The sequence below is a fragment of the Photobacterium ganghwense genome (genome assembly GCF_017329545.1).
In the GTDB taxonomy this organism is placed as follows: Bacteria; Pseudomonadota; Gammaproteobacteria; order Enterobacterales; family Vibrionaceae; genus Photobacterium; species Photobacterium ganghwense.
This window is the reverse complement of sequence record NZ_CP071325.1, coordinates 1732582-1751638: the sequence shown is the minus strand read 5'-3', so window position 1 is coordinate 1751638 and position 19057 is coordinate 1732582. Positions and strand designations below refer to the sequence as shown.

Here is a 19057-nt window from a genome sequence, read left to right as displayed (position 1 = left end):
AAACATCCCTCTCAGTTCTTTGCTGTTCAGTGCTTTTAGTGTTGTTACGTTATTGTTAATTTTCGAAAGGGTAGTGAGTGCGGAAATGTGTTTCAACTGATTAATTATCATCAATTGATGATAATTAATCATGCAAATAATAGTCTTGTTATTAGTGTGGATAAATTAATTGTTCGAGATCAATGCATCAATGACAAAATCTCATTAACACCCTCCAAAAAAGTCGTTTGTTTGTTACGGCATTGTTAACCAGAATCTTCTCCATTAACGCGACACGATATTGTGAGCACTGGAAGCAACTCTATTTTGCGGAGATAAGAATATGAGCAATGTCAATCAAACCATTATCCCTATTGAGCTGGTCGAAAACGTTCTGAATCCGATCAGCGAAGCGACAGGTATGCCAAACGACGCCTACACCAATGCTGAGTATTTCACCTTTGAACGTGATTATGTATTTGGCAATACCTGGGTATGTATTGGATTTGCTTCTGATCTGATAAAAAACGGCTATGTCATGCCAATCGATTTTATGAATCTGCCTCTTTTGCTGATGAAAAATCGTCAGGGTGAAGTGCAGGTGTTCCACAACGTTTGTAGCCACCGAGGCATGAAATTGGTGCATGAAGCAGGCGAAGTACAGGGAATGATTCGCTGTCCATATCATTCTTGGACATACGACCTTGACGGTAACCTGAAAGGCACACCGCACATTGGCGGAATTGCAAAACACAAAGATGAGCGTTTTAAGTGTGAGAAACACGGTCTGAAGCCGCTGCGCTCTGCTGTATGGATGGACATGGTGTTCGTCAATTTGTCAGGTGAAGCTCCAAGCTTTTCGGAGCACATTGCCCCGCTTGAGCAACGCTGGAAGACCTTTCTGGGGGATGACGGTTTGGGCCTGTTGCGCCGCGTGAATATGGGCGGAAACCTGGAAATTGAAGTAAATAGCAACTGGAAACTGGCCGTTGAAAACTACTGTGAAGCGTACCACCTACCTTGGGTTCACCCAAGTCTGAACAGCTATTCGCGTCTTGAAGATCACTACAACATTCTGTTTGACGAACGTTTTGCCGGTCAAGGTAGCTTGGCTTATAACCTGTCTGACACGGCAGGCACGCATTTGCCTAAATTCCCGAGTTGGCCGGAAGATAAGCTGCGTCATGCGGAATATGTTGCGCTGTTTCCGAACGTGCTCCTGGGCATTCAGGCGGATCATGCATTTGCCATGATGATAGAGCCAATTTCTGCCGAGAAGAGTGTTGAGCATCTGCGCATTTTCTATGTCGGCGATGAAGCAACCAAGGATGAGTTTGCAGCCTGCCGTACCGCTACCGTTGAATCATGGCGTGTTGTGTTCGGTGAAGATATCGGTGCTGTAGAAGGGATGCAGCAGGGACGTCACTCTCCTGGCTTTAGTGGCGGCGTATTCTCACCGGAGATGGATGTACCGACACACTTTTTCCAGACTTGGTTGGCGAAGCAAGTGAAATCGGCCATGGAGGACTGATCATGATGCATTACCTTAACTACATCGATGGTCAGTGGTGTGATGCTGAACGTTCCCTTACGGTGATGAACCCAGGCACGGCAGAGCCTTTCGCAACCATTGCGCAGGCCAGTATTGCTGATGCCGACCGTGCCATGGCGGCAGCTCGCCGTTGTGTTAATGAGGGGGTGCTGTCGGGTGTACGCCCGGCAGTCCGAACCGGGTGGATGCTGAAAGCCGCAGCCGCTATTCGCGAAATGGTAGACGAAGGCGGGCTGGTGGCCTGTCGTGAAAACGGTAAGTCACTGCAGGATGCCAAAGATGAGTTTTTGGAATCGGCCCGCTACTTCGAATACTACGCAGGCATGGCAGATAAACTGGAAGGCACCTCGATCCCGCTTGGCAAAGACTATGTCGATTTTACCCAGTACGTGCCGTTTGGTGTGTCGGTGCAGATCGTGCCTTGGAATTTTCCTGTCTCGATTTGCGCCCGTTCTTTAGCTCCGGCACTGGCGGCAGGTAATGCGGTGGTTATCAAGTCACCAGAAATCTCGCCGCTGGCGATGACCTTGTTGGTCAAAGCCATCGAAAAAGCTGGTTTTCCACAAGGGGCTATTAACCTGATGTGTGGTAAAGGGTCGGAAGTGGGTAGTCATCTGGTGCAGCATCCAGAAGTGGATCAGATTGTCTTTACCGGTTCAGTACCAACCGGTCAGCGGATCCTCAAAGATGCGGCGCAGCGCGCTACGCCATCGGTTATGGAATTAGGTGGGAAATCAGCTGCCATTGTGCTCAACGATGCTGTGTTGGGGACTTTACTGAAAAGTGTTCAGACTGGGATTTTCTTCAATGCCGGACAAGTGTGTTCAGCAATGTCGCGTTTGTTGGTGCAAAAAGAGCGCTACGAGGAAGTGAAAGCGGCGGTTGTGGCATTGGCTGAAGGGCTGAGTATTGGTCAGGGTGAAAGCCAGTCGGACATTACACCATTGGTTTCCAAAGATCAGCAATCGCGAGTGCTGGCAATGATTGAGCAAGCCAGAATGGAAGGTGCGACCATTCTGACCGGTGGCTATGCCCCAGAGTTGTCAGGCTACTTCGTGGCGCCGACGGTGATAGAAGCAACACCGGATATGCAGATTGCTCAGGAAGAAGTGTTTGGCCCGGTATTGGTTATTACATCATTTGAAACCGAAAAAGAAGCGGTAGATATCGCCAATGGCACCGACTTTGGTTTGGTTGCTGGCGTATTCGGTGAAAACCTAAATCAGACCTTGAGGGTGGCGCAGCAACTTCGTGGTGGCCAGGTGTTCATTAATGAGTGGTTTGCCGGTGGAATTGAAACACCATTTGGTGGTGTTGGGTTGTCCGGCTTTGGCCGGGAAAAAGGACAAGAGGCGATTTACAGCTATGTCCATACCCGCAATATCGCAATTCGATTGCAACACGACAACGAGTAACCCGAAACAATTCTCTCTTTCACCGGCCCGGCGTCAACCTGATTAACGGGACGGGTAAGGAAGGCGTCGGTACCGGTGAGGGAGAGGTTGTGCCGAACAGCCTGCAACAAGCAGGTTGCTCATTGCCACCGGACTGCTCTGACAGAGCAATGCGGAAAATGCAGAACAATGCGGTAAAAGCAGAACAAGGTAGTTTGGAGACAAAGTGATGAAAAAGTGGCTCTGTATCATTTGCGGCTTGATTTATGATGAAGCTGAAGGGTGGCCAGCAGATGGCATTGCTCCGGGAACGCGCTGGGAAGAGGTACCGGATGACTGGCTTTGTCCGGATTGCCTGGTAAGTAAAGCTGACTTCGAGATGATTGAAATTACGAGGGACGAAGCTGAGTCAGTTGTTGATGTCACTGCTGTCGCAGAACAGGTAGTAGCAGACCCGTCAGGTTCATCTGAATCGATGATTCCTGCCGAGCAACCTTCACAGCAGGAAGTCAATCCATCGTCGTTTGTTGCGGTTGAACCTATTGTCATTATCGGTAGTGGTCACAGTGGCTACCAGTTGGCCGCTGCACTTCGGGCGCAGTCAGTCGATGTGCCCATCACCGTGTTCACTGCAGATGATGGGGCACTTTACAGCAAGCCTGCTCTGTCAAATGCTTTGGCTGTGGGTAAAGATGGCGAAAGCCTGCAAAGCGAAAGTGCTTTGGAGTGGGAAAGCCGCCTTAACATTCGAATTTATCCGCATACCCGCGTCGAGCATATCGATCGTGAAAATCACACACTGCATACCAATATCGGCACTTATGCGTATAGTCGCTTGGTGCTGGCAACGGGTGCTTCACCAATAGCGATTCCTATCGGCGGTGATTGTTCCGGTGTTTTCAGTGTCAATGATTTAGTGGATTATCGCCATTTTCGCCAACACCTGGCAGAGAAAAAACGAGTAGCCATTCTGGGGGACGGTTTAATCGGCTGCGAGTTTGCCAACGATCTAATCGAAAGCGGTTTTGACGTAACGGTCATCGGTCTGGGGCAGTGGCCGATGGAGCGATTGATACCGCAACCGCTTGGCGAAGCTTTGCAAGCCACCTTTTCAAGTCGTGGGGTCAAGTGGGCATTGCAAGACAGCATTTCTTTTATCGAGCCGTCTCAGAGAACAAGTGCAGACCAAACCGATTACCTCTTACATCTTAACAGCGGAAAGCAGGTTGAAGCCGATTTAATACTCAGCGCCGTCGGTTTGAAACCCAATGTGCAACTGGCCGAGTTAGCGGGTTTGGAAACAGGACGTGGGATCATAGTTAATAGCTATGGCCAAACCAGTGACCAGCATATATTTGCGCTGGGCGATTGCGCCGAAACATCTCAAGGTTGGCAGCCGTATATTGCGCCAATTAATCAGGCTATCCCGTCTATGGCAAAAAGTCTGCTCGGTGAAGTGACTCCCGTAATACTGTCGGCGACCCCGGTAATAGTCAAAACCCCGTTGATGCCACTTTCTGTTTTCCCTGTTTCAACTCCTGCTTACGGGGAATGGATCATCGAGCAACAGGGTGAAGATATGACAGCCGCATTTTATACACCTGAAGGGGTAATGACCGGATTTGCCTTGTTAGGCAAGCATGCTCAGTCAATGCGGGCAAAATGGCTGGGACAATTGTCCCTTAAACAAACAGCAGCGTGAGTGGAGGAAAAATGATTCACTTACCCAATGACGATAATACTTGTGGCTGGTATCAGGCGCTGCCACAAACGCCCGTGAAGCCTCAACTTAACGGCGAAGTATCTACAGATTATGTGGTGCTGGGCGCCGGTTTTGCCGGATTGGCAATGGCAAGAAGACTGGCTGAACATAGCCCTTATGCCCGCATATTGTTAATCGATGCCCAGCGTATCGGGCAGGGAGCTTCCGGGCGTAATTCAGGTTTCGTGATCGATTTGCCACACAAGTTTGCGCTGGAGCATCCGAATCCTGAACATAAGCAAAAGTTGTTATCCCTTAACCGCTCTGCTATTTCACAGCTGTCGAAGTTGGTGAAGCAGTACAGCATTGACTGTCAGTGGTCGGCCGTCGGTAAGTATCAGGGGGCGGTTGGGTCTCGAGGTGAAGCTTACCTGGACCATTTTGAACACCTGATGAAAGATTTAGGTGAACCGTTTGAACATGTTGATGGTGCTGAGCTGGCAAAAGTGCTGGGGACGAACTATTACAGTCGAGCTATTTATACACCCGGTGGCTACCTGATGCAGCCAGCAGCATTAGTACGCGGCTTGGGGGAAAGTCTGCCTGAGAATATTGAAGTTTTTGAGAATTCACCAATACGTCGTTTGTACAAAGAAAACGGGCATTGGGTGCTGCAGGGCGATCATGGTGTGGTGAAAACCCCAGAGCTACTACTGGGTACCAGTATCTTTACCCGCGAATTTGGGTACCTGAAAAACCGATTGCTGCCGGTAATGACATTTGCCAGCTGGACTCGGCCACTGACCGATGAAGAGATGCAACGTTACGGTGGACAGTTAAACTGGGGGCTGACTCCTGCCGATCATGCCGGTACAACGCTACGTATGACGGCGGATCGTCGGATTCTAATCCGTAACACTTATAAGCATGTACCGAAGTACGGCGCCAGTGTGAGTGATAGAGTAAAACAACAGATCCAAAATGATCATCGGCAGGTTTTCCTGGCACGATATCCTGAGCTGGAGGACGTACCGTTTACACACACTTGGGGTGGCGTTTACGCGATTTCCCGTAACTTTACTAACTTCTTTGGTCAACTGGATGATGGGGTTTATGCCAGTGCCTGCGATAACGGTGTGGGCGCAGCCTGGGGGACGATCTCCGGTACTTTATTGGCAGACCTTGTCGCGGGTGAATACTCCTCTGCGTTGAAAGATATTCAGCAAGTGACAGGAATGCCAAGTCTAAATCCGCCGGAACCTCTTCTTGGTATGGGCGTGAAAAGCCGAATTCAACTGGCAAAATGGCAAAGTCGGAGTGAGCTATGAAGCAAGTAAAAGTGATTGATAGCCAAACACTCGATTTTAGTGTACGTGGCGATTCACCGGGTATGGCGTATGTGGCTCGCGCCCTGAGCCCTGAAGTGTCTCCCAATATTGGTGTTGGTTTTGCCCGGTGGGAAGGGGCCGAAGTGTCTTGGACAGTTCTGTATGACGAAGTGGTCTTCGTCATTGAAGGGTGTTTTGAGCTGACCGCCAACGGGGAAATCCATAAGGTGTATCCGGGGCAGATGTTATGGATTCCGGAAGGCACAGAGCTGGTTTATGGCGGTCATGCACTATTTGGCTATGTGGTCCATCCAGGGAATTGGAAAGAGCTGCATAGTATTCAGTAATTAGCCTTATTTTTAGGATGATGCAGAAACAGCCAGTCCCAGTTCGATCATTAGTGTGATTATTTCAGGGGCTGGCTGTTAATGTATTCGGCGATACTCGCGATGTGCGTTGGTTCAAATGTTGGTTTAGTACGAGTTGCCGGAACAACATGATTGTTAGAACCAGGCGCGGCTCCATTGCTGGCGGGTTGTTGGCAAAAATTATAGAGATAACGGAAAATACCCAGCCACTGTGACACGCGCTGATGGGACAATCGACGGCGCTGTTGCTCCGGCAGCCACTGTTCAAATGTGGACCAGAAATCTTCATGCCACTTCGGATGTGTCGGTACCAGCAACGAAGCTAACTGCTCGGTAGCGGTTCCTTTTGTGGTTTTCTCATTAGCAGTCTTTCCGGTGAGCACGCCAATTCCCAGCGACCAGGCTGTTGACCCACTTTTCGCCGGAAAGTAATGATCATACTGGTGCCAGCTTTCCTGCCACCAGCTCAAAATCTGTTTATCGCTCTGCTGTAAATTGCTCTGTTGTACATTTATCGGATGTAAATTGCTTTGCTGGATATCGCTGACCAGTTTATTCACAGGCTGTTGATTGTTGTTTGCCAGATAGTGTTTGGTCGCTTCTGAATGTATTGAGCGAGGCAGCGCATGTAAATAGTACAGCTGTGTAGTCTGCAGACGGACTGACTCGGCAAAGGTGGTAATGGCGGCTCCGCGAAGAAAACTTTCATGTTCAAGTACTAGTGCCAACGGTTTGTTGGGTGGAAGCAGTGCCTGTAAGGTCTGCATGTGGGCGTGGGCGCTGTAAACAGGTCGCAAAACCGTACCTTCTTTGCTGGCGGCGTGTTGCTGTAAGCAATATCCCCGTTGATCAAATTGGCTGCGCGACATGATTCTTTCATAGGTGAGCCTGGCTTTCTCAAACACGGACTGAGTCGCGGCCATATCCGGTTCCACATAATCCAATAAATACCTGCCGGTTTGGTGAGCATCGCTACGCACGTTATTCAGAAGTAAATTATCACTGATCAATATTTGATAACCGGTGCGGCTTTCTGCTGTGGAGAGATACCAACATGCGGTACTGTCATAACCTTGCAATCCTGAACGACAATGGCTGACCGTACTGTGTGTCTGTATGGTAATAGTGGGTAATGTGGAGAACCATTGGCGCTCGTAGCAACGGCTGGCATGTTCCAACAACTGTTGCAGCTTGCCTAATTTTTCATAGAGGACTTTGTTCGACAGTGAAAGTGATGTCAGGGCTGTTTCCAGCGGTTCGTTATTGCGGAACGCGACCAGTAACGCGGTCAGAAGCGGCTGTAGGCTGCGACTGAGCGACAAAGGATTGAGCAAGCTGGTGACTCCCAAACACTGCAGGCAGCGCACTCGGGGCGTACCGGAACTGGTGTGGCCATATTTGATCCATCGAGCAGGCTCTTGCTTGGTCAGTGTTTGACTGGCTAGTTTTGTCGCGAAGTTGGCGTGGTGTACATCTTTGGCGTTAGCCTCAAACGCGAAACGCTGAGGTGTGCAGCGACAGCGGGGCCAGTGTAAATGCATTGCGACCGGGGAATATGTCTGCTTCGTGAGCTGAATAATGGGAGCATTGTGCAGAACGGGAGGATAGGCACCACACAGCGGACAGTGGTATGCCGGATAGCCCAGTCTTTCGGAATAAGTGTAAAGAGCGAGATCGGGATTGCCGAGATTATCGCACCCGTAGGATTTACAACCATTGAATTCGCTACGAAACACCGTAAACCTCTTAGTGTACAGAACTTGTTTGATGACATGGCTGGGGAGAATGTATTGAGCCCATGGTCTGCATGGGCTCAACAGGACTTACTGGCCGGCAGCCGCTAGCTCACGGCTAACATCTGTCTGGCGGCCAATCTCAGGTACGTTCAGTTTTTGACGCTGTTTGAATCCATCAATCAGTACCTGAGTTACCGACTTACCTTCTGACTCTAGCTGACCTTTGGCAAACATGTGGTAACCATCTCCGCCGCTGGCAGCATAAGAGTATGTCGCGACCCGGTACATCTTATCTGTTTTAACTGGTTCACCATTAACTTTCAGCGAGATCAGGCGTTTTCCTTCAGGGCGAGTACTGTCATAGGTTGACTGAATACCGGCAAACTGTGCCAGACCGTACGGCAGTGTGTAACTGTACTCCATAAGTTCTTTCAGTTGGACACCGTTGATGGAAACCACTGACAGCTTGTCGGTAAACGGGAACACATCCATGACTTTTTCCATGGTCACCGGCCCTTTGTTCAGATCGGCCCGGATGCTACCAGAGCTGATCATCGCAATATCTGCCTGACCGGCATCCTTCATAATGTCTGCGATAAGGTTACCGATATTGGATTCACGGTAATAACGGCGATATGCCGTTGCGTCAATGGTGGCGATCTCCTGCGCCAATTGCGGGTATGCTGCCCGGGCGTGGTCAATGAGAGCCCCTGTTTTTTGATCGCGTGGCAGCTTGTTCGATTCAACCGGAATCAGTTTGCCTTCGAGCAGCTTCACATCGTGTTTATCTGTGTCAACGGAGAACTTGGTGTAGCCCAAGTATTTGCCCTGGCCAAACGTGAGACCGATGACGGTGCCCGTGTCAGGGTGGACAACAGGCTGCCACAGGCCGTGATCAGAATGACCGCCGAAAATCACATCCACGCCTTTAAGTTTGCCTGCCATTGCGTAGTCTTCGTCAAAGCCGCGCTGAACTTCATCATCGGCTTCTTTATCCGTCTGCATGGGGGCTGTTTTGTTCTGGTGAGTCAGCACAACAATCATGTCCACATCATCACGAATTTTATCGGCCCAGTATTGTACCGTTTCTGTCGGGTCTTTAATGGTGAGCCCTTTACGGTTGCCTTTCCACATGGTGTTGTAGAATGCATCAACACCCATGACGCCGATAACGCCAATGCGTACGCCGTCGCGCTCTAAAATAGTGTAGGGCTGGGCAAATGGTACATCACCGTTTTCATACACAATATTGGCATTCAACACAGGGTAGCTGGCTCTCGGCATGGTATCGCGCAGGGTCTCCCAACCGTACTCAAATTCGTGATTGCCCAATGTGATGACGTCGTACCCCATGGCATTGTACAGGTCAAAAGAGAGTTTACCCTGCGTTTTTTTGGCAAGAGAGCCAGTAAAAATATCACCGGCATCCATCAGAAAGCTGGTTGGCTCCTTTGCCTGTACCTGTTTAATCAGGCTGGCGAGGTAAGGGATTCCGCCAATGCGTTCAATATTATCATTCCAGAAGGCGTCAACAGGCTCATACACGCTTTCAATGTCGTTAGTGTGGAGCAGAGTAATTTCTTTAATCTCGGCCTGTGCTTGTCCGGACAGAGTGGCTAACGTAAACAGCAAACCTGCTGCCAGCGGTGTGTTTGAAGTCAGTTTCATTGTGGGATCATCCTAAAGTGTTGATTAACAGTTTGCGTGCTGACTATAGAAAAATGTCCCCAGGTGGCAGATTGCGTGGGATCACATTTATGCCGCTGACAGGTGGTTGGAAAATCAAAAGTTACTGTTTGAGTGGTTTTTATGTGCTTGTCATTTAATTGCGTGTAGTTGCACTTGTGGGCCACTTGCTGATAACGGTTTGCAGAGTCGCTTGCCGTCAGCCCGGGTATTGGAGTGAGAAGGGTAGACAGTAAAAGCTAAAAAACGCCAAGAAGACGTATTTCACCGAGGGTGGGAGAATAATGAAGATTGCCCGGAATGTGAAAAAGAAACGGGTAAGAAAAGAAGAAAGCGGCGAGGGTAATCGGAAAATAAAAAAGGGCGTTAAAAACGCCCTTTAAAAATTCTTTAATCTAACTAAAATTAGATTTTTTCTACGTTAGCAGCTTGAGGACCTTTCTGGCCTTGCTCAACGTCGAATGCTACTTTTTGGCCTTCAGCCAGAGATTTGAAGCCTTCACCAGTGATAGCACGGAAGTGAACGAAAACGTCAGCACCGTTGTCTTGAGTGATGAAACCAAAACCTTTCTCGTCGTTGAACCACTTAACGATACCAGTTGCTTTAGACATGATGTGTCTCCTGAAAATAATATAGATGTCACGCTAGATTGCGCACTTAAGCCAGCATAATGAATTACTTATGGACAAAAGAACGTTGAATGCTTCAGGACGACGCTGTGTAAAGCGGTGGAACGAAGTTTCTATTTCACTTTGTAACATAAATAGGACTGCATTACAGGCCGAGGAATATTAGGCCACAGCCGGAAGTGTGTGGCAAGCAAATACTTTGAAAGTATAACGATTTAGGGGAAAAATGTGAGGTCGGTTGTAGGTTAAGATAGTGAAAAAGAAAATAAAAATGAATTTTTGTGCTGAAAAGTAGCTATAAAGTAAAAAAGGGCATCATTTGCCCTTTTTAAAATCGACAGAAATGAACAAAATATTAAATCTTTTCTACATTTGCCGCTTGCAAGCCTTTTGGCCCTTGTTCAGTATCGAAGCTGACTTTCTGGCCTTCTGCAAGAGTTTTAAATCCATCACCAGTAATGGCGCGGAAATGAACAAACACATCGGCACCGCCGTTGTCTTGCGTGATAAAACCAAACCCTTTTTCTTCATTGAACCACTTAACGGTACCTGTTGCTTTAGACATGGTGACTCCTGAATAACTTACATCTGCATACATGCCAATACTATTTAACCTTGAAAACAACTGATGAATCCCTTTGCTCTTCTGTACTTCTGAAAGTATTGCAAGATGAAGCGATTCTTAACGGTGTTGCGTCACTGCCAAACATTACTGGTCTCTTCAAGCCTAGGCATACCCGGCCTAAATGCAAATCTAATTCTGAGAAAATTGTGCTTAAATTCACAGGATAAAAGTGAGGAAATACAAGATTGTTAAACAGTCCATGCCTGAGACTGTATATAGAGACAGCCTTTTCATAAAAACTTGATATCAGACGGTATTATTAAATTTGTTAATGAATTCTGAGAAAAATCAAAGATAGGGCAAATTCAGCCTGATTGGCTAAAATGTGACTTGAGTAACATCTGCGGTTTCTGCTATAACGGGGTCAGTTGGGTTTTGTAGATTCATATAAGGACAAACAATGAACACTATCCTAGAGCTAGTTCGCCAAACTCGCCGTAAGAACAAGCTGAAACGCGAGATCCTGGATAACGATCGTAAAATTCGCGACAACCGTAAGCGTGTTGAGCTTCTTGAAAACCTGATGGACTACATCAAGTCAGACATGACCCACGATCAGATTGTTGAAATCATCGAAAACATGAAAGCGGATTACGAAGATCGTGTGGATGACCACATCATCATCAGTGCAGAGCTGTCGAAAGAGCGCCGTGAAGTCAGCAAGAGCATTAAAGAGCTGAAGAAAGCTGATCTGGCCACTCACAACGTGTAAGCCTGGCGCTAATTTGAGGCTTGTTTTTATACACGTGTAGAGACTTGCTTTAACGCTTAAATAAACCCGGCCGTTGCCGGGTTTTTTGTTTCAATGAATCAGCGGGTGGTTAGGCCGTATATGGCAGGTAGCCGGTAAAGCCACAGATTTTCCAGCCGTCTTCTGTTTTCTTCAGATAGTACAGGGTTTGCCACAGTAAAATGTCTACCTCACCATTGGTTTTCTTAATCTCGCCGTTAAACTGCTTCCGAGCAATCGCCCTGCCATCCGCAATTTCAATTTCTTCAAGCCGGGTAGCAGCATGGACAGCGTCCTCCAGCGGTTCAGCATACTCAGTGTCTGATGCCAGTTTAGCCTGACGCAGCCATTCGTCCCGGTAATGTTCCAGACTTGAAAACGCGAGGTTCCATTTGCCGGGATCTGCTTGATTACCGGCATTGACGGCAAAGAATTCGTTGGCCAAAAAGTCCTTTTCTACCAGTTGCCAGTTGGCCTGGCAGTAAGCTTGTATATCCCGCTGTACCAGCATATTCCAAATGGCGGTACGATCAGCGTCAGTACCTGAAAACGGATTGGTTGAAAGCATGAATGGGGCTCTCCGTTTGTTTAGTGATTGGGAAAGACCTTAAACGATTTCGGAAGAAGTTGTAGAGCGTTAATGAAAAGTTGCGAGTGAGGAAGAAAAAAGCCTTACCCGAATGATGTTGGCTAGGTAGCTGGTCGGGTAAGGCGATGGCAAATGGAACGCTCAGCCTAATAGAAAAATGGTGGATAGCGAGGGATAAGTGTTGCGTATTTACGCGGTCAGTTTATCCAGCTCTGCTTTGGCTTGTTTGATGCCTTCGGCAGCCAATTCTTCACCCATGTTCAGTGCTTCGCTGTACACGACGTCAACATCAGTCAGGCCCACAAAGCCCAGGAATGTTTTCAGGTAAGGCACCATGACATCCGTTGCGCCGCCTTTGTGCATACCACCACGAGTGGTAACCACAATCACTTTTTTGCCGGTCAGTAGACCAACTGGTCCATTCTCAGTGTAGCTGAATGTCACACCGGCGCGTGCAATCAAATCAAACCAGTTTTTCAGCTGGGTAGGGATAGAGAAGTTATACATTGGCGCACCAATAACAATGGTGTCGCTGGCTTTAATTTCTTCAATCAGTGTATCTGACAGCGCCAATGCATCTTGCTGCTTCTGGCTCAGCTCTTCACCGCCACGCAGGCCAAAGGCAATCTCGCCATCCAGTACCGGCAGTGGGTTAGAGGCCAGATCACGCTCTACAATGCTGCTGCCTTGTAACGAATCAACCAGGTGATCAATCAGGCCGTTTGATTGTGAGTAGTCACCCAGGATGCTTGATTTCAGTACGAGTACGTTTGCCATGATGTTATTCCTTAATATCTCAATCAGTAGTGCTTGATGAGCACTATAAGAGTCAGGCGCAGAGGATGATAGCGGAAAAAATCGCGCGACTTGTTCAAAAAAATTGAATTACAAATCAATCCATGTAGCTATCTGATTTTCAATTAATTTTTTGGCGGATGGCCCAGCGGATTTTGTTTTCAAGACAGCGTTTTAATGTGATTTCAGATACGAGGTGGAAAAAACTGAATAGCTAGGGGGCGGCTGACAAGGTAAAAAATAGCCCGAAACGACTCCTGTTTCGGGCTTAGGGGAATGGCTCGTGAGAGCCTTGCGCTAACTGGTTAGTAAATGGAGATCAATTACACTATCAATGGTAGTTCAAGCAGTATAATTTGCCAGTATCACTGCTTAGAATGTCATTCAACTCTGATAGTTAACAAATATTTCAGCCTAATAGCCAGATTCTGTTGACTGTCTGTATACCCGCCAGTGACAACATGCATTTTTATGTGTCAGCAATGAACATCAGATCTCAAATAAGTTCGTATCACGCACCAGCTCGCGCGGTAGGCCATTTTTAATTCGGTTGCTGACCCATTTACCGATGCCAATCGGGTAGTCGCGATAGGTGACAATAACCTCGCCTTTGCCGGCAGGCATATCCGGGCGAATATCGCGTCCCATGAACCACTCTTTGGCTTGCTCAGCATTAAGCGCCACAGCGGTGCTTTCATTGCCTCTAGCCAGTGTCATCACGGCTTCATGTTGCCAACGATAGCCTTTCTTATGGGTCTCTGCCAGCCTGATACCGATACGTTGAAAACGGATCTCACTCAGAAGAGCATGCAGTTTGGCTGGGAACAGCCAGACTTCTTTATCCCTTAGCCAGATTTCGCTGTCCTCAGGAATCGACAGATCCAAATCCAGCCTGAACTGGTTGGCAATCTCGTCTGCCTCTTTGCGGCTGGCCTGGCTGAACGGGAATTTGCCTTTGCGTTTTTTCACTTCCGGAGATTCGACAGAAGCCAACTTCCGAATACGGGCAACAAAGAAACCTTCGCTGTCATAAATTTGTGGGTAAACATGCAGGAAGCCTTCTTCCGTCAGTGCTTTGTCGGCACCGTCGAACAGTCCAGCCAGTGATTCAAATTCCACCGCTTCACCGAAGGTGTCTTTCAGGAAGTGACAGACTTTTTGATTCTCACTCAGGTTCAGGGTGCAGGTGGAATAGACCATTACGCCCCCCGGTTTCAGCGCCTGAAAACCACTGATGATTAAATCGCGCTGAATGGCCGCGATTTCTTCTACGTGCTCCGGGCTCCAGTTTTCCATTGCATCATCATCTTTGCGAATGGCTCCTTCACCGGAGCAAGGAGCATCAAGCAGGATGGAGTCAAACGCTTCAGGTGCCCAGCCACCAAATACACAACCGTCAAAATGGGTCAGCGCCGCATTATGAACCCCGCAACGCTGCAGGTTGGAATGGAGCACTTTAATACGGCTGGCTGCCAGTTCGTTGGCCACTAATGCGCCACGATTTTGCATCGCACAGGCAATTTGGGTGGTTTTTGAACCTGGAGCAGACGCCATGTCCAGCACGCAGTCCAGACGGTCGTTGTCTTTGAGCAATGCGACAACCGGCATCATGGAACTGGCTTCCTGAATATAGAACAGGCCAGCCATGTGTTCGGCTGTGTTACCCAGTGAGACGGTGTTTTCATCTTCGCGTTCAATCCAGAAGCCGGTGTCACACCATGGAACCGGCGTCAGGGTCCAGTCTTTATCGGCTATGCGGGCTAGAAAATCGTCGACACTGATTTTCAGTGTGTTGACTCGAATGCTGCGGCGAAGCGGGGTTTTACAGATAGCGATAAATTCATCCATGCTGAGGTGCTCAGGCATGATCTGGCGAATTTGTTCGATGAAAGCGTCCGGGATAAAAATATTAGGATGCAAGATGGGAATCTCAGTTATCTGGCAATGGCCGCAGAGTCTACCACTTGTGGTGCTTGTCGTAAAAGAAAGGAGCGCCTGTGCGCTCCTTTTCAATAAAATGTGAACAGATGCCAAGGACTTAATGTCTTGGTATTGCAGTTCGCCATGTGTGCCATTCCGGTTTGGCAATGTCATGCAGCAGATAGTGGGTATCACCTTTGGCGCGCGGCAACAGCGGTTGCGCTTCCGGAGTGGCAAAGGCGATGCCACCTCTAATCAGGCTGTCGACGGTACCGCTCTGCACGGATGCGCCGGTCAACCCGATTGTCACATCCAGACCGGAGACATTCCAGAACACGGTATTGGTGCGTACCAGATGATCGAAGTCAGGCTCCACATGGGCCTTAATGATCACGCGGTCTGCTAGATCGCCCAATGCAACATCCACCACCTGGCCCACCTGAACATCACGGTATAGCAATGGGGTTCCGACAGAGACTGAATTGCGTTTTTCGCTTTCCAGAATTACTGTCAGCCCGGAATTGATGCGCTCCGATGTACCTAAGGTAAAGTCTTGGGCGTAATAACCGGTACCCGGGGCAACCGAAATGTAATTGCTCAGCAAAGAGTCGAGGTTTTTGGTGCCGCTCAGACTGATTTTTGGCGTCACAACCCAGAAGTAACTGTCTTTCTTCGCCAGTGTTTTCGCATACTGCGGGAACAGGCGGGCGTTAATCAGCACTTTGCCGGTGTTGAAATCCGGGTGGGTTTCAATCACTTTACCGACATTGACCCCCTGATAACGAATATCGGTGTTGGTCGTGATATTTCTGGCATCGTCGGCTGTCAGGGTAATCAGCAGGCCGAAATCCTGCGCATCCTGCAGGCTGCTGTACAGCTTGTATCGGTTGCCGACCCGGTTCGCCACACCGCTGATATTGTCAAAGGCAATCCCACCCTGAACAAGAGCAGCAATAGGGGCGGCTTTTAGCTTCACTCCTGATAATCCGGCTTCAACTTCGACGCCGGATCGATTCCAGAATACGGTGTCAGGCGTGATCAAATGCCGGTAACTGTTACTGATACGAACACCAATGGTGACGCCGTCACGGGTGAGGGCGTAGTTTTGCACTTCACCCACTGGCATGTTGCGGTACAACACCGGGGAACCTTCCGTAACAGGCGGCAGCTCTTCGGCAAACAGGGTAAAGCTGGAGAATCCTTGTGCTTTCTCTGCGGCCAGCGTTGCCAGTTGCTTACTGCGGTAAAGCGGGTACGTTGACTGAATTTTATGGCTCCCGCTGGTGGTAAACGAAATGCTCTGATTAATGAGCTGATCGGCTGGCGGGATGTTCACGTCCAGCCCGCGAGTGCTCAGGTTAGCCTGAATACCGCCGTCAATGTAAAAGCGGCTGCCGGAGCGAACCAGTGCGGTGTATTCCGGCATGATAATCACGTCAAAACGTACGCGATCACCTTGCAGACGGGCAGATTTCACCCGACCCACTTCCAGGCCGCGGTGGCGGATCTTGGTGCCGCGCTTAATCCCATAGCTGTCTTCAGCGTAGAGTGAGAAGGTGGCCACGCCCGGTTGCTGCTCCTGCAGTTCATCCTGGCTGATAGCAACGAATTTTCGGGTACTTTCACCGGCGCCGGGAATCAGCGTCAGGTAATTGCCACGGATCAGGTTGCTGATGTTTTTTACTCCGTTAAGAGAAAGCTCAGCTTCTTCCAGCAGCATTTTTGAACCAGTGGTCAGTAGATCGCTCATGCTTGGGTCAATCGCCGCCTGAGCAATGATTTTCTTGCGGTCGTGGTCAAGACGAACATCTGAGATCTGTCCAATCTTCAGTCCACGGTAAACAATCGGTGCGCCACTGGCACTGATGTTGTTGTCTTCAGGCAGAGCCACGCTGATCGCAATACCACGACCGGCAGTGTTGAGATCCGGGTAGAGACGGAAAAGGTGATTAGCCTCAATGGCCAGTCCTTCGTCAGGCGAGTCAAATGCGATTGCGCCGCTGAGCATGGCTGACAGGCTTTCAAACTGAATATCGACACCATTAAAGTCGATGTTCGCGCTCATACCGCTGACATTCCAGAACCGGCTTTTATTTGTGACCAGACTCGCATAGGCCGGTTTGATCAGCACATCGATGACCACGCGCTTGCGGTCTTTGCTCAGGGTATAGTTGAACACTTCACCAACCGGGATCTGTTTGTACAGTACCTGGGAACCAATAGTCAGTGCACCGAGGCTAGGGGCGCGTAATTGGATTTTCAGTCCTTCGCCTACCGGGGTATCTGCCGGTTGGCTGTCCAGCGCGCTAAACTCATTGGCGAATTTTCCCTGACCCGGCTGAAGGGCAATGTAGTTACCGGAAACCAGTGCATCGAGCCCCGAAATACCGGTTATCGACGCTTTGGGTTTCACCAGCCAGAAACGGGTGCCTTCTTTGAGGGTCTGAACGGCTTCAGGATAAATATCGGCCTCAACATAAATGCTTTGCAGGTCATCAGATAGGTTAACATCCCGGACGATACCCACTTCAAGCCCCTGATAGCGGATCGTCGTGCGCCCGGCGACCAGACCGGCGGCATCGTTGAAGTGAATACGAATGCGCTCACCGGCGTCGTTGACCGCCTGATAGATCAGCCATCCGGCCAGCATTAATGCCAGTAACGGTAATATCCACAGCGGCGAGATGCCCCGATCACGCTTGATGTTGACCGGTTCGGGTTGTTGGTTGTTGAGTCCGTTGTTCATAGTTGTCCCATATCAGACGAGAATCTAAGCTTTCAGCGGCAAGCATGGTTAGCACCACTACGACACCAAAGGCAATTGCCCCCGGGCCGGGCGTGAAATCCAGGAGTTGGTCGCGGTCAATCAGCGTCACCATGATCGAGATAACAAACAAGTCCATCATCGACCATTTCCCAATCCACTGAATAAAGCGGTAGAGCTTCATTCGTTGCAGATGGTTAACTTTGCGCTTGAACTGGATGGTCAGCAGAATGAATCCTAGCCCAAGGATCTTGGCGACAGGTACCACGATACTGGCAACAAAAATGATGATGGCGATGCCCACCATGTCGGTTTTTACCAGTGTCGCGACTCCCGAAAAAATGGTGTCTTCAACACGTTTACCGTTATTGAGGAAGATTGAAATCGGATACAGGTTGGCCGGAAAAATAAAGACGGTAGCGGCCAGTAAATATGCCCAGGTTTTCTGGATGGAATGGGGCATACGTTTGTAAAGAGATTCACCACAGCGCACACAATGGCTGTGGTCGCCCTGTGTCATATGACAGCTGTGACAATGTAACGAAAACTCGGTTTGCTTATGGTCGGTCTCAGGCTGCCAGGCTTCCCAGTAGCGATTGACGCTTAGACGCGCCAGTAATATCCCCATCAGTAACTGGAGGAGCACAAGAGAGTACAAACCAGGGCCGACAAAAATATCGGCATAATCCTGCACTTTAAAGCAGGAGACGCCCAGGCTGACCAGAAAGACATCGAACATGGCCCAGTGCTTGAGATGTTCCAGAATCCACAGTGAGCGATGGAATAAGCCGAACTTGCGAAACTTCAGGCCAAGCTGGGCAGTAATAACCGCAGTGCTGACCAGAAATGGGGCAATCGAGCTGCAAAACAGGATCAGTAAAGCAACCGCCGGAAAATCACTGGCCAACGTCAGGGTGCCGGATGGCAGTGTTGCCGGAATCATAACCCCGAACAGACGAATGGTGATCAACGGAAAAAAATGCGCCGGAATGAACAGTATCAGGCAGGCGCAGGCAATAGCGAGTTCGCCGGTAAAGCGAACAGTACTGCCGCGATAAAGCCGGGTCTGGCATCGCGGGCAGTAAGCGCTTTGTCCGTGTCGGGCAACTTGCGGCATAACGGGCAGGTCGCAACCGGGACATCGTCTCGCTGTTGTCATGAGGGTTTAATCCTTTAACAATCCCAAAATTTGGTTAAGGCTTGGGCAATTTTTATCAAAAAGGGCCTGCCCATCATTCGATTTATCAGTACTGGTAAAA

General features: G+C 49.1%; 15 protein-coding genes. 6 read left to right on the top strand and 9 right to left on the bottom strand.

The genetic code is table 11. The features are described 5' to 3' along the window. Window positions 1-322: 322 nt before the first annotated feature. The 5 genes from FH974_RS08095 to FH974_RS08075 all read left to right on the top strand — a co-directional run bounded on the left by FH974_RS08095 (window position 323) and on the right by FH974_RS08075 (window position 6302). Window positions 323-1510, top strand: a complete 1188-nt coding sequence (locus tag FH974_RS08095) for an aromatic ring-hydroxylating oxygenase subunit alpha (RefSeq protein WP_047886686.1) — start codon at window positions 323-325, stop codon at window positions 1508-1510. Window positions 1511-1512: 2 nt separating this feature from the next. Then, complete coding sequence (locus FH974_RS08090) at window positions 1513-2946, top strand: aldehyde dehydrogenase family protein (protein WP_047886687.1); 1434 nt, start codon at window positions 1513-1515, stop codon at window positions 2944-2946. 208 nt (window positions 2947-3154) lie between these two features. After that, window positions 3155-4627: an FAD-dependent oxidoreductase gene (locus tag FH974_RS08085; RefSeq protein WP_047886688.1), complete on the top strand. Its 1473-nt coding sequence runs from the start codon at window positions 3155-3157 to the stop codon at window positions 4625-4627. An 11-nt stretch (window positions 4628-4638) separates the two neighbouring features. Then, complete coding sequence (locus FH974_RS08080; protein ID WP_047886689.1) at window positions 4639-5955, top strand: NAD(P)/FAD-dependent oxidoreductase; 1317 nt, start codon at window positions 4639-4641, stop codon at window positions 5953-5955. Beyond that, on the top strand, window positions 5952-6302 hold the full coding sequence (locus tag FH974_RS08075; RefSeq protein ID WP_047886690.1) for an ethanolamine utilization protein EutQ: 351 nt from the start codon (window positions 5952-5954) through the stop codon (window positions 6300-6302). The genes FH974_RS08080 and FH974_RS08075 overlap by 4 nt, the downstream gene beginning before the upstream one ends. A 59-nt stretch (window positions 6303-6361) precedes the next feature. Here FH974_RS08075 and FH974_RS08070 read toward each other — a convergent pair whose 3' ends face one another. The 4 genes from FH974_RS08070 to cspE (FH974_RS08055) form a co-directional block, all read right to left on the bottom strand. Continuing rightward, window positions 6362-8059, bottom strand: a complete 1698-nt coding sequence (locus FH974_RS08070) for a hypothetical protein (protein ID WP_146149648.1) — start codon at window positions 8057-8059, stop codon at window positions 6362-6364. Window positions 8060-8146: 87 nt separating this feature from the next. Beyond that, window positions 8147-9727 (bottom strand): bifunctional metallophosphatase/5'-nucleotidase, encoded by a 1581-nt coding sequence (locus FH974_RS08065; RefSeq protein ID WP_047886693.1) that lies wholly within the window; start codon window positions 9725-9727, stop codon window positions 8147-8149. A gap of 423 nt (window positions 9728-10150) precedes the next feature. Further along, the gene (gene cspE / locus FH974_RS08060; protein ID WP_047886694.1) at window positions 10151-10357 is read right to left on the bottom strand and encodes a transcription antiterminator/RNA stability regulator CspE; all 207 of its coding nucleotides are present in this window, start codon (window positions 10355-10357) and stop codon (window positions 10151-10153) included. Window positions 10358-10730: 373 nt separating this feature from the next. Continuing rightward, window positions 10731-10940, bottom strand: coding sequence for a transcription antiterminator/RNA stability regulator CspE (gene cspE / locus FH974_RS08055; RefSeq protein WP_047886695.1), 210 nt, complete (start codon window positions 10938-10940; stop codon window positions 10731-10733). 460 nt (window positions 10941-11400) lie between these two features. Here cspE (FH974_RS08055) and FH974_RS08050 point away from each other — a divergent pair, with 460 nt between their 5' ends. Further along, complete coding sequence (locus tag FH974_RS08050) at window positions 11401-11712, top strand: DUF496 family protein (protein ID WP_047886696.1); 312 nt, start codon at window positions 11401-11403, stop codon at window positions 11710-11712. Between the two features lie 109 nt (window positions 11713-11821). Here FH974_RS08050 and FH974_RS08045 read toward each other — a convergent pair whose 3' ends face one another. From FH974_RS08045 to FH974_RS08025, 5 genes are all read right to left on the bottom strand, one after another. Continuing rightward, on the bottom strand, window positions 11822-12298 hold the full coding sequence (locus FH974_RS08045; protein WP_047886697.1) for a hypothetical protein: 477 nt from the start codon (window positions 12296-12298) through the stop codon (window positions 11822-11824). 210 nt (window positions 12299-12508) lie between these two features. After that, entirely contained in the window at window positions 12509-13096 is a 588-nt protein-coding gene (locus FH974_RS08040; RefSeq protein WP_047886698.1) for an FMN-dependent NADH-azoreductase, read from the bottom strand. A gap of 507 nt (window positions 13097-13603) precedes the next feature. Further along, window positions 13604-15034 (bottom strand): 16S rRNA (cytosine(1407)-C(5))-methyltransferase RsmF, encoded by a 1431-nt coding sequence (rsmF, locus tag FH974_RS08035; protein WP_047886699.1) that lies wholly within the window; start codon window positions 15032-15034, stop codon window positions 13604-13606. 118 nt (window positions 15035-15152) lie between these two features. Continuing rightward, entirely contained in the window at window positions 15153-17780 is a 2628-nt protein-coding gene (locus FH974_RS08030; protein ID WP_047886700.1) for a PqiB family protein, read from the bottom strand. After that, a complete protein-coding gene (locus tag FH974_RS08025) occupies window positions 17728-18957 on the bottom strand; it encodes a paraquat-inducible protein A (RefSeq protein ID WP_047886701.1) in 1230 nt (409 codons plus the stop codon). The genes FH974_RS08030 and FH974_RS08025 overlap by 53 nt, the downstream gene beginning before the upstream one ends. Between the last annotated feature and the right edge of the window lie 100 nt (window positions 18958-19057).

Coding starts and splice junctions, on each gene's coding strand:
- FH974_RS08090 (WP_047886687.1), top strand. CDS start 1,513: ATGATGCATTACCTTAACTACATCGATGGTCAGTGGTGTGATGCTGAA.
- FH974_RS08065 (WP_047886693.1), bottom strand. CDS start 9,727: ATGAAACTGACTTCAAACACACCGCTGGCAGCAGGTTTGCTGTTTACG.
- cspE (WP_047886694.1), bottom strand. CDS start 10,357: ATGTCTAAAGCAACTGGTATCGTTAAGTGGTTCAACGACGAGAAAGGT.
- FH974_RS08050 (WP_047886696.1), top strand. CDS start 11,401: ATGAACACTATCCTAGAGCTAGTTCGCCAAACTCGCCGTAAGAACAAG.
- FH974_RS08095 (WP_047886686.1), top strand. CDS start 323: ATGAGCAATGTCAATCAAACCATTATCCCTATTGAGCTGGTCGAAAAC.
- FH974_RS08045 (WP_047886697.1), bottom strand. CDS start 12,298: ATGCTTTCAACCAATCCGTTTTCAGGTACTGACGCTGATCGTACCGCC.
- FH974_RS08085 (WP_047886688.1), top strand. CDS start 3,155: ATGAAAAAGTGGCTCTGTATCATTTGCGGCTTGATTTATGATGAAGCT.
- FH974_RS08040 (WP_047886698.1), bottom strand. CDS start 13,096: ATGGCAAACGTACTCGTACTGAAATCAAGCATCCTGGGTGACTACTCA.
- cspE (WP_047886695.1), bottom strand. CDS start 10,940: ATGTCTAAAGCAACAGGTACCGTTAAGTGGTTCAATGAAGAAAAAGGG.
- FH974_RS08030 (WP_047886700.1), bottom strand. CDS start 17,780: ATGAACAACGGACTCAACAACCAACAACCCGAACCGGTCAACATCAAG.
- FH974_RS08075 (WP_047886690.1), top strand. CDS start 5,952: ATGAAGCAAGTAAAAGTGATTGATAGCCAAACACTCGATTTTAGTGTA.
- FH974_RS08025 (WP_047886701.1), bottom strand. CDS start 18,957: ATGACAACAGCGAGACGATGTCCCGGTTGCGACCTGCCCGTTATGCCG.
- FH974_RS08080 (WP_047886689.1), top strand. CDS start 4,639: ATGATTCACTTACCCAATGACGATAATACTTGTGGCTGGTATCAGGCG.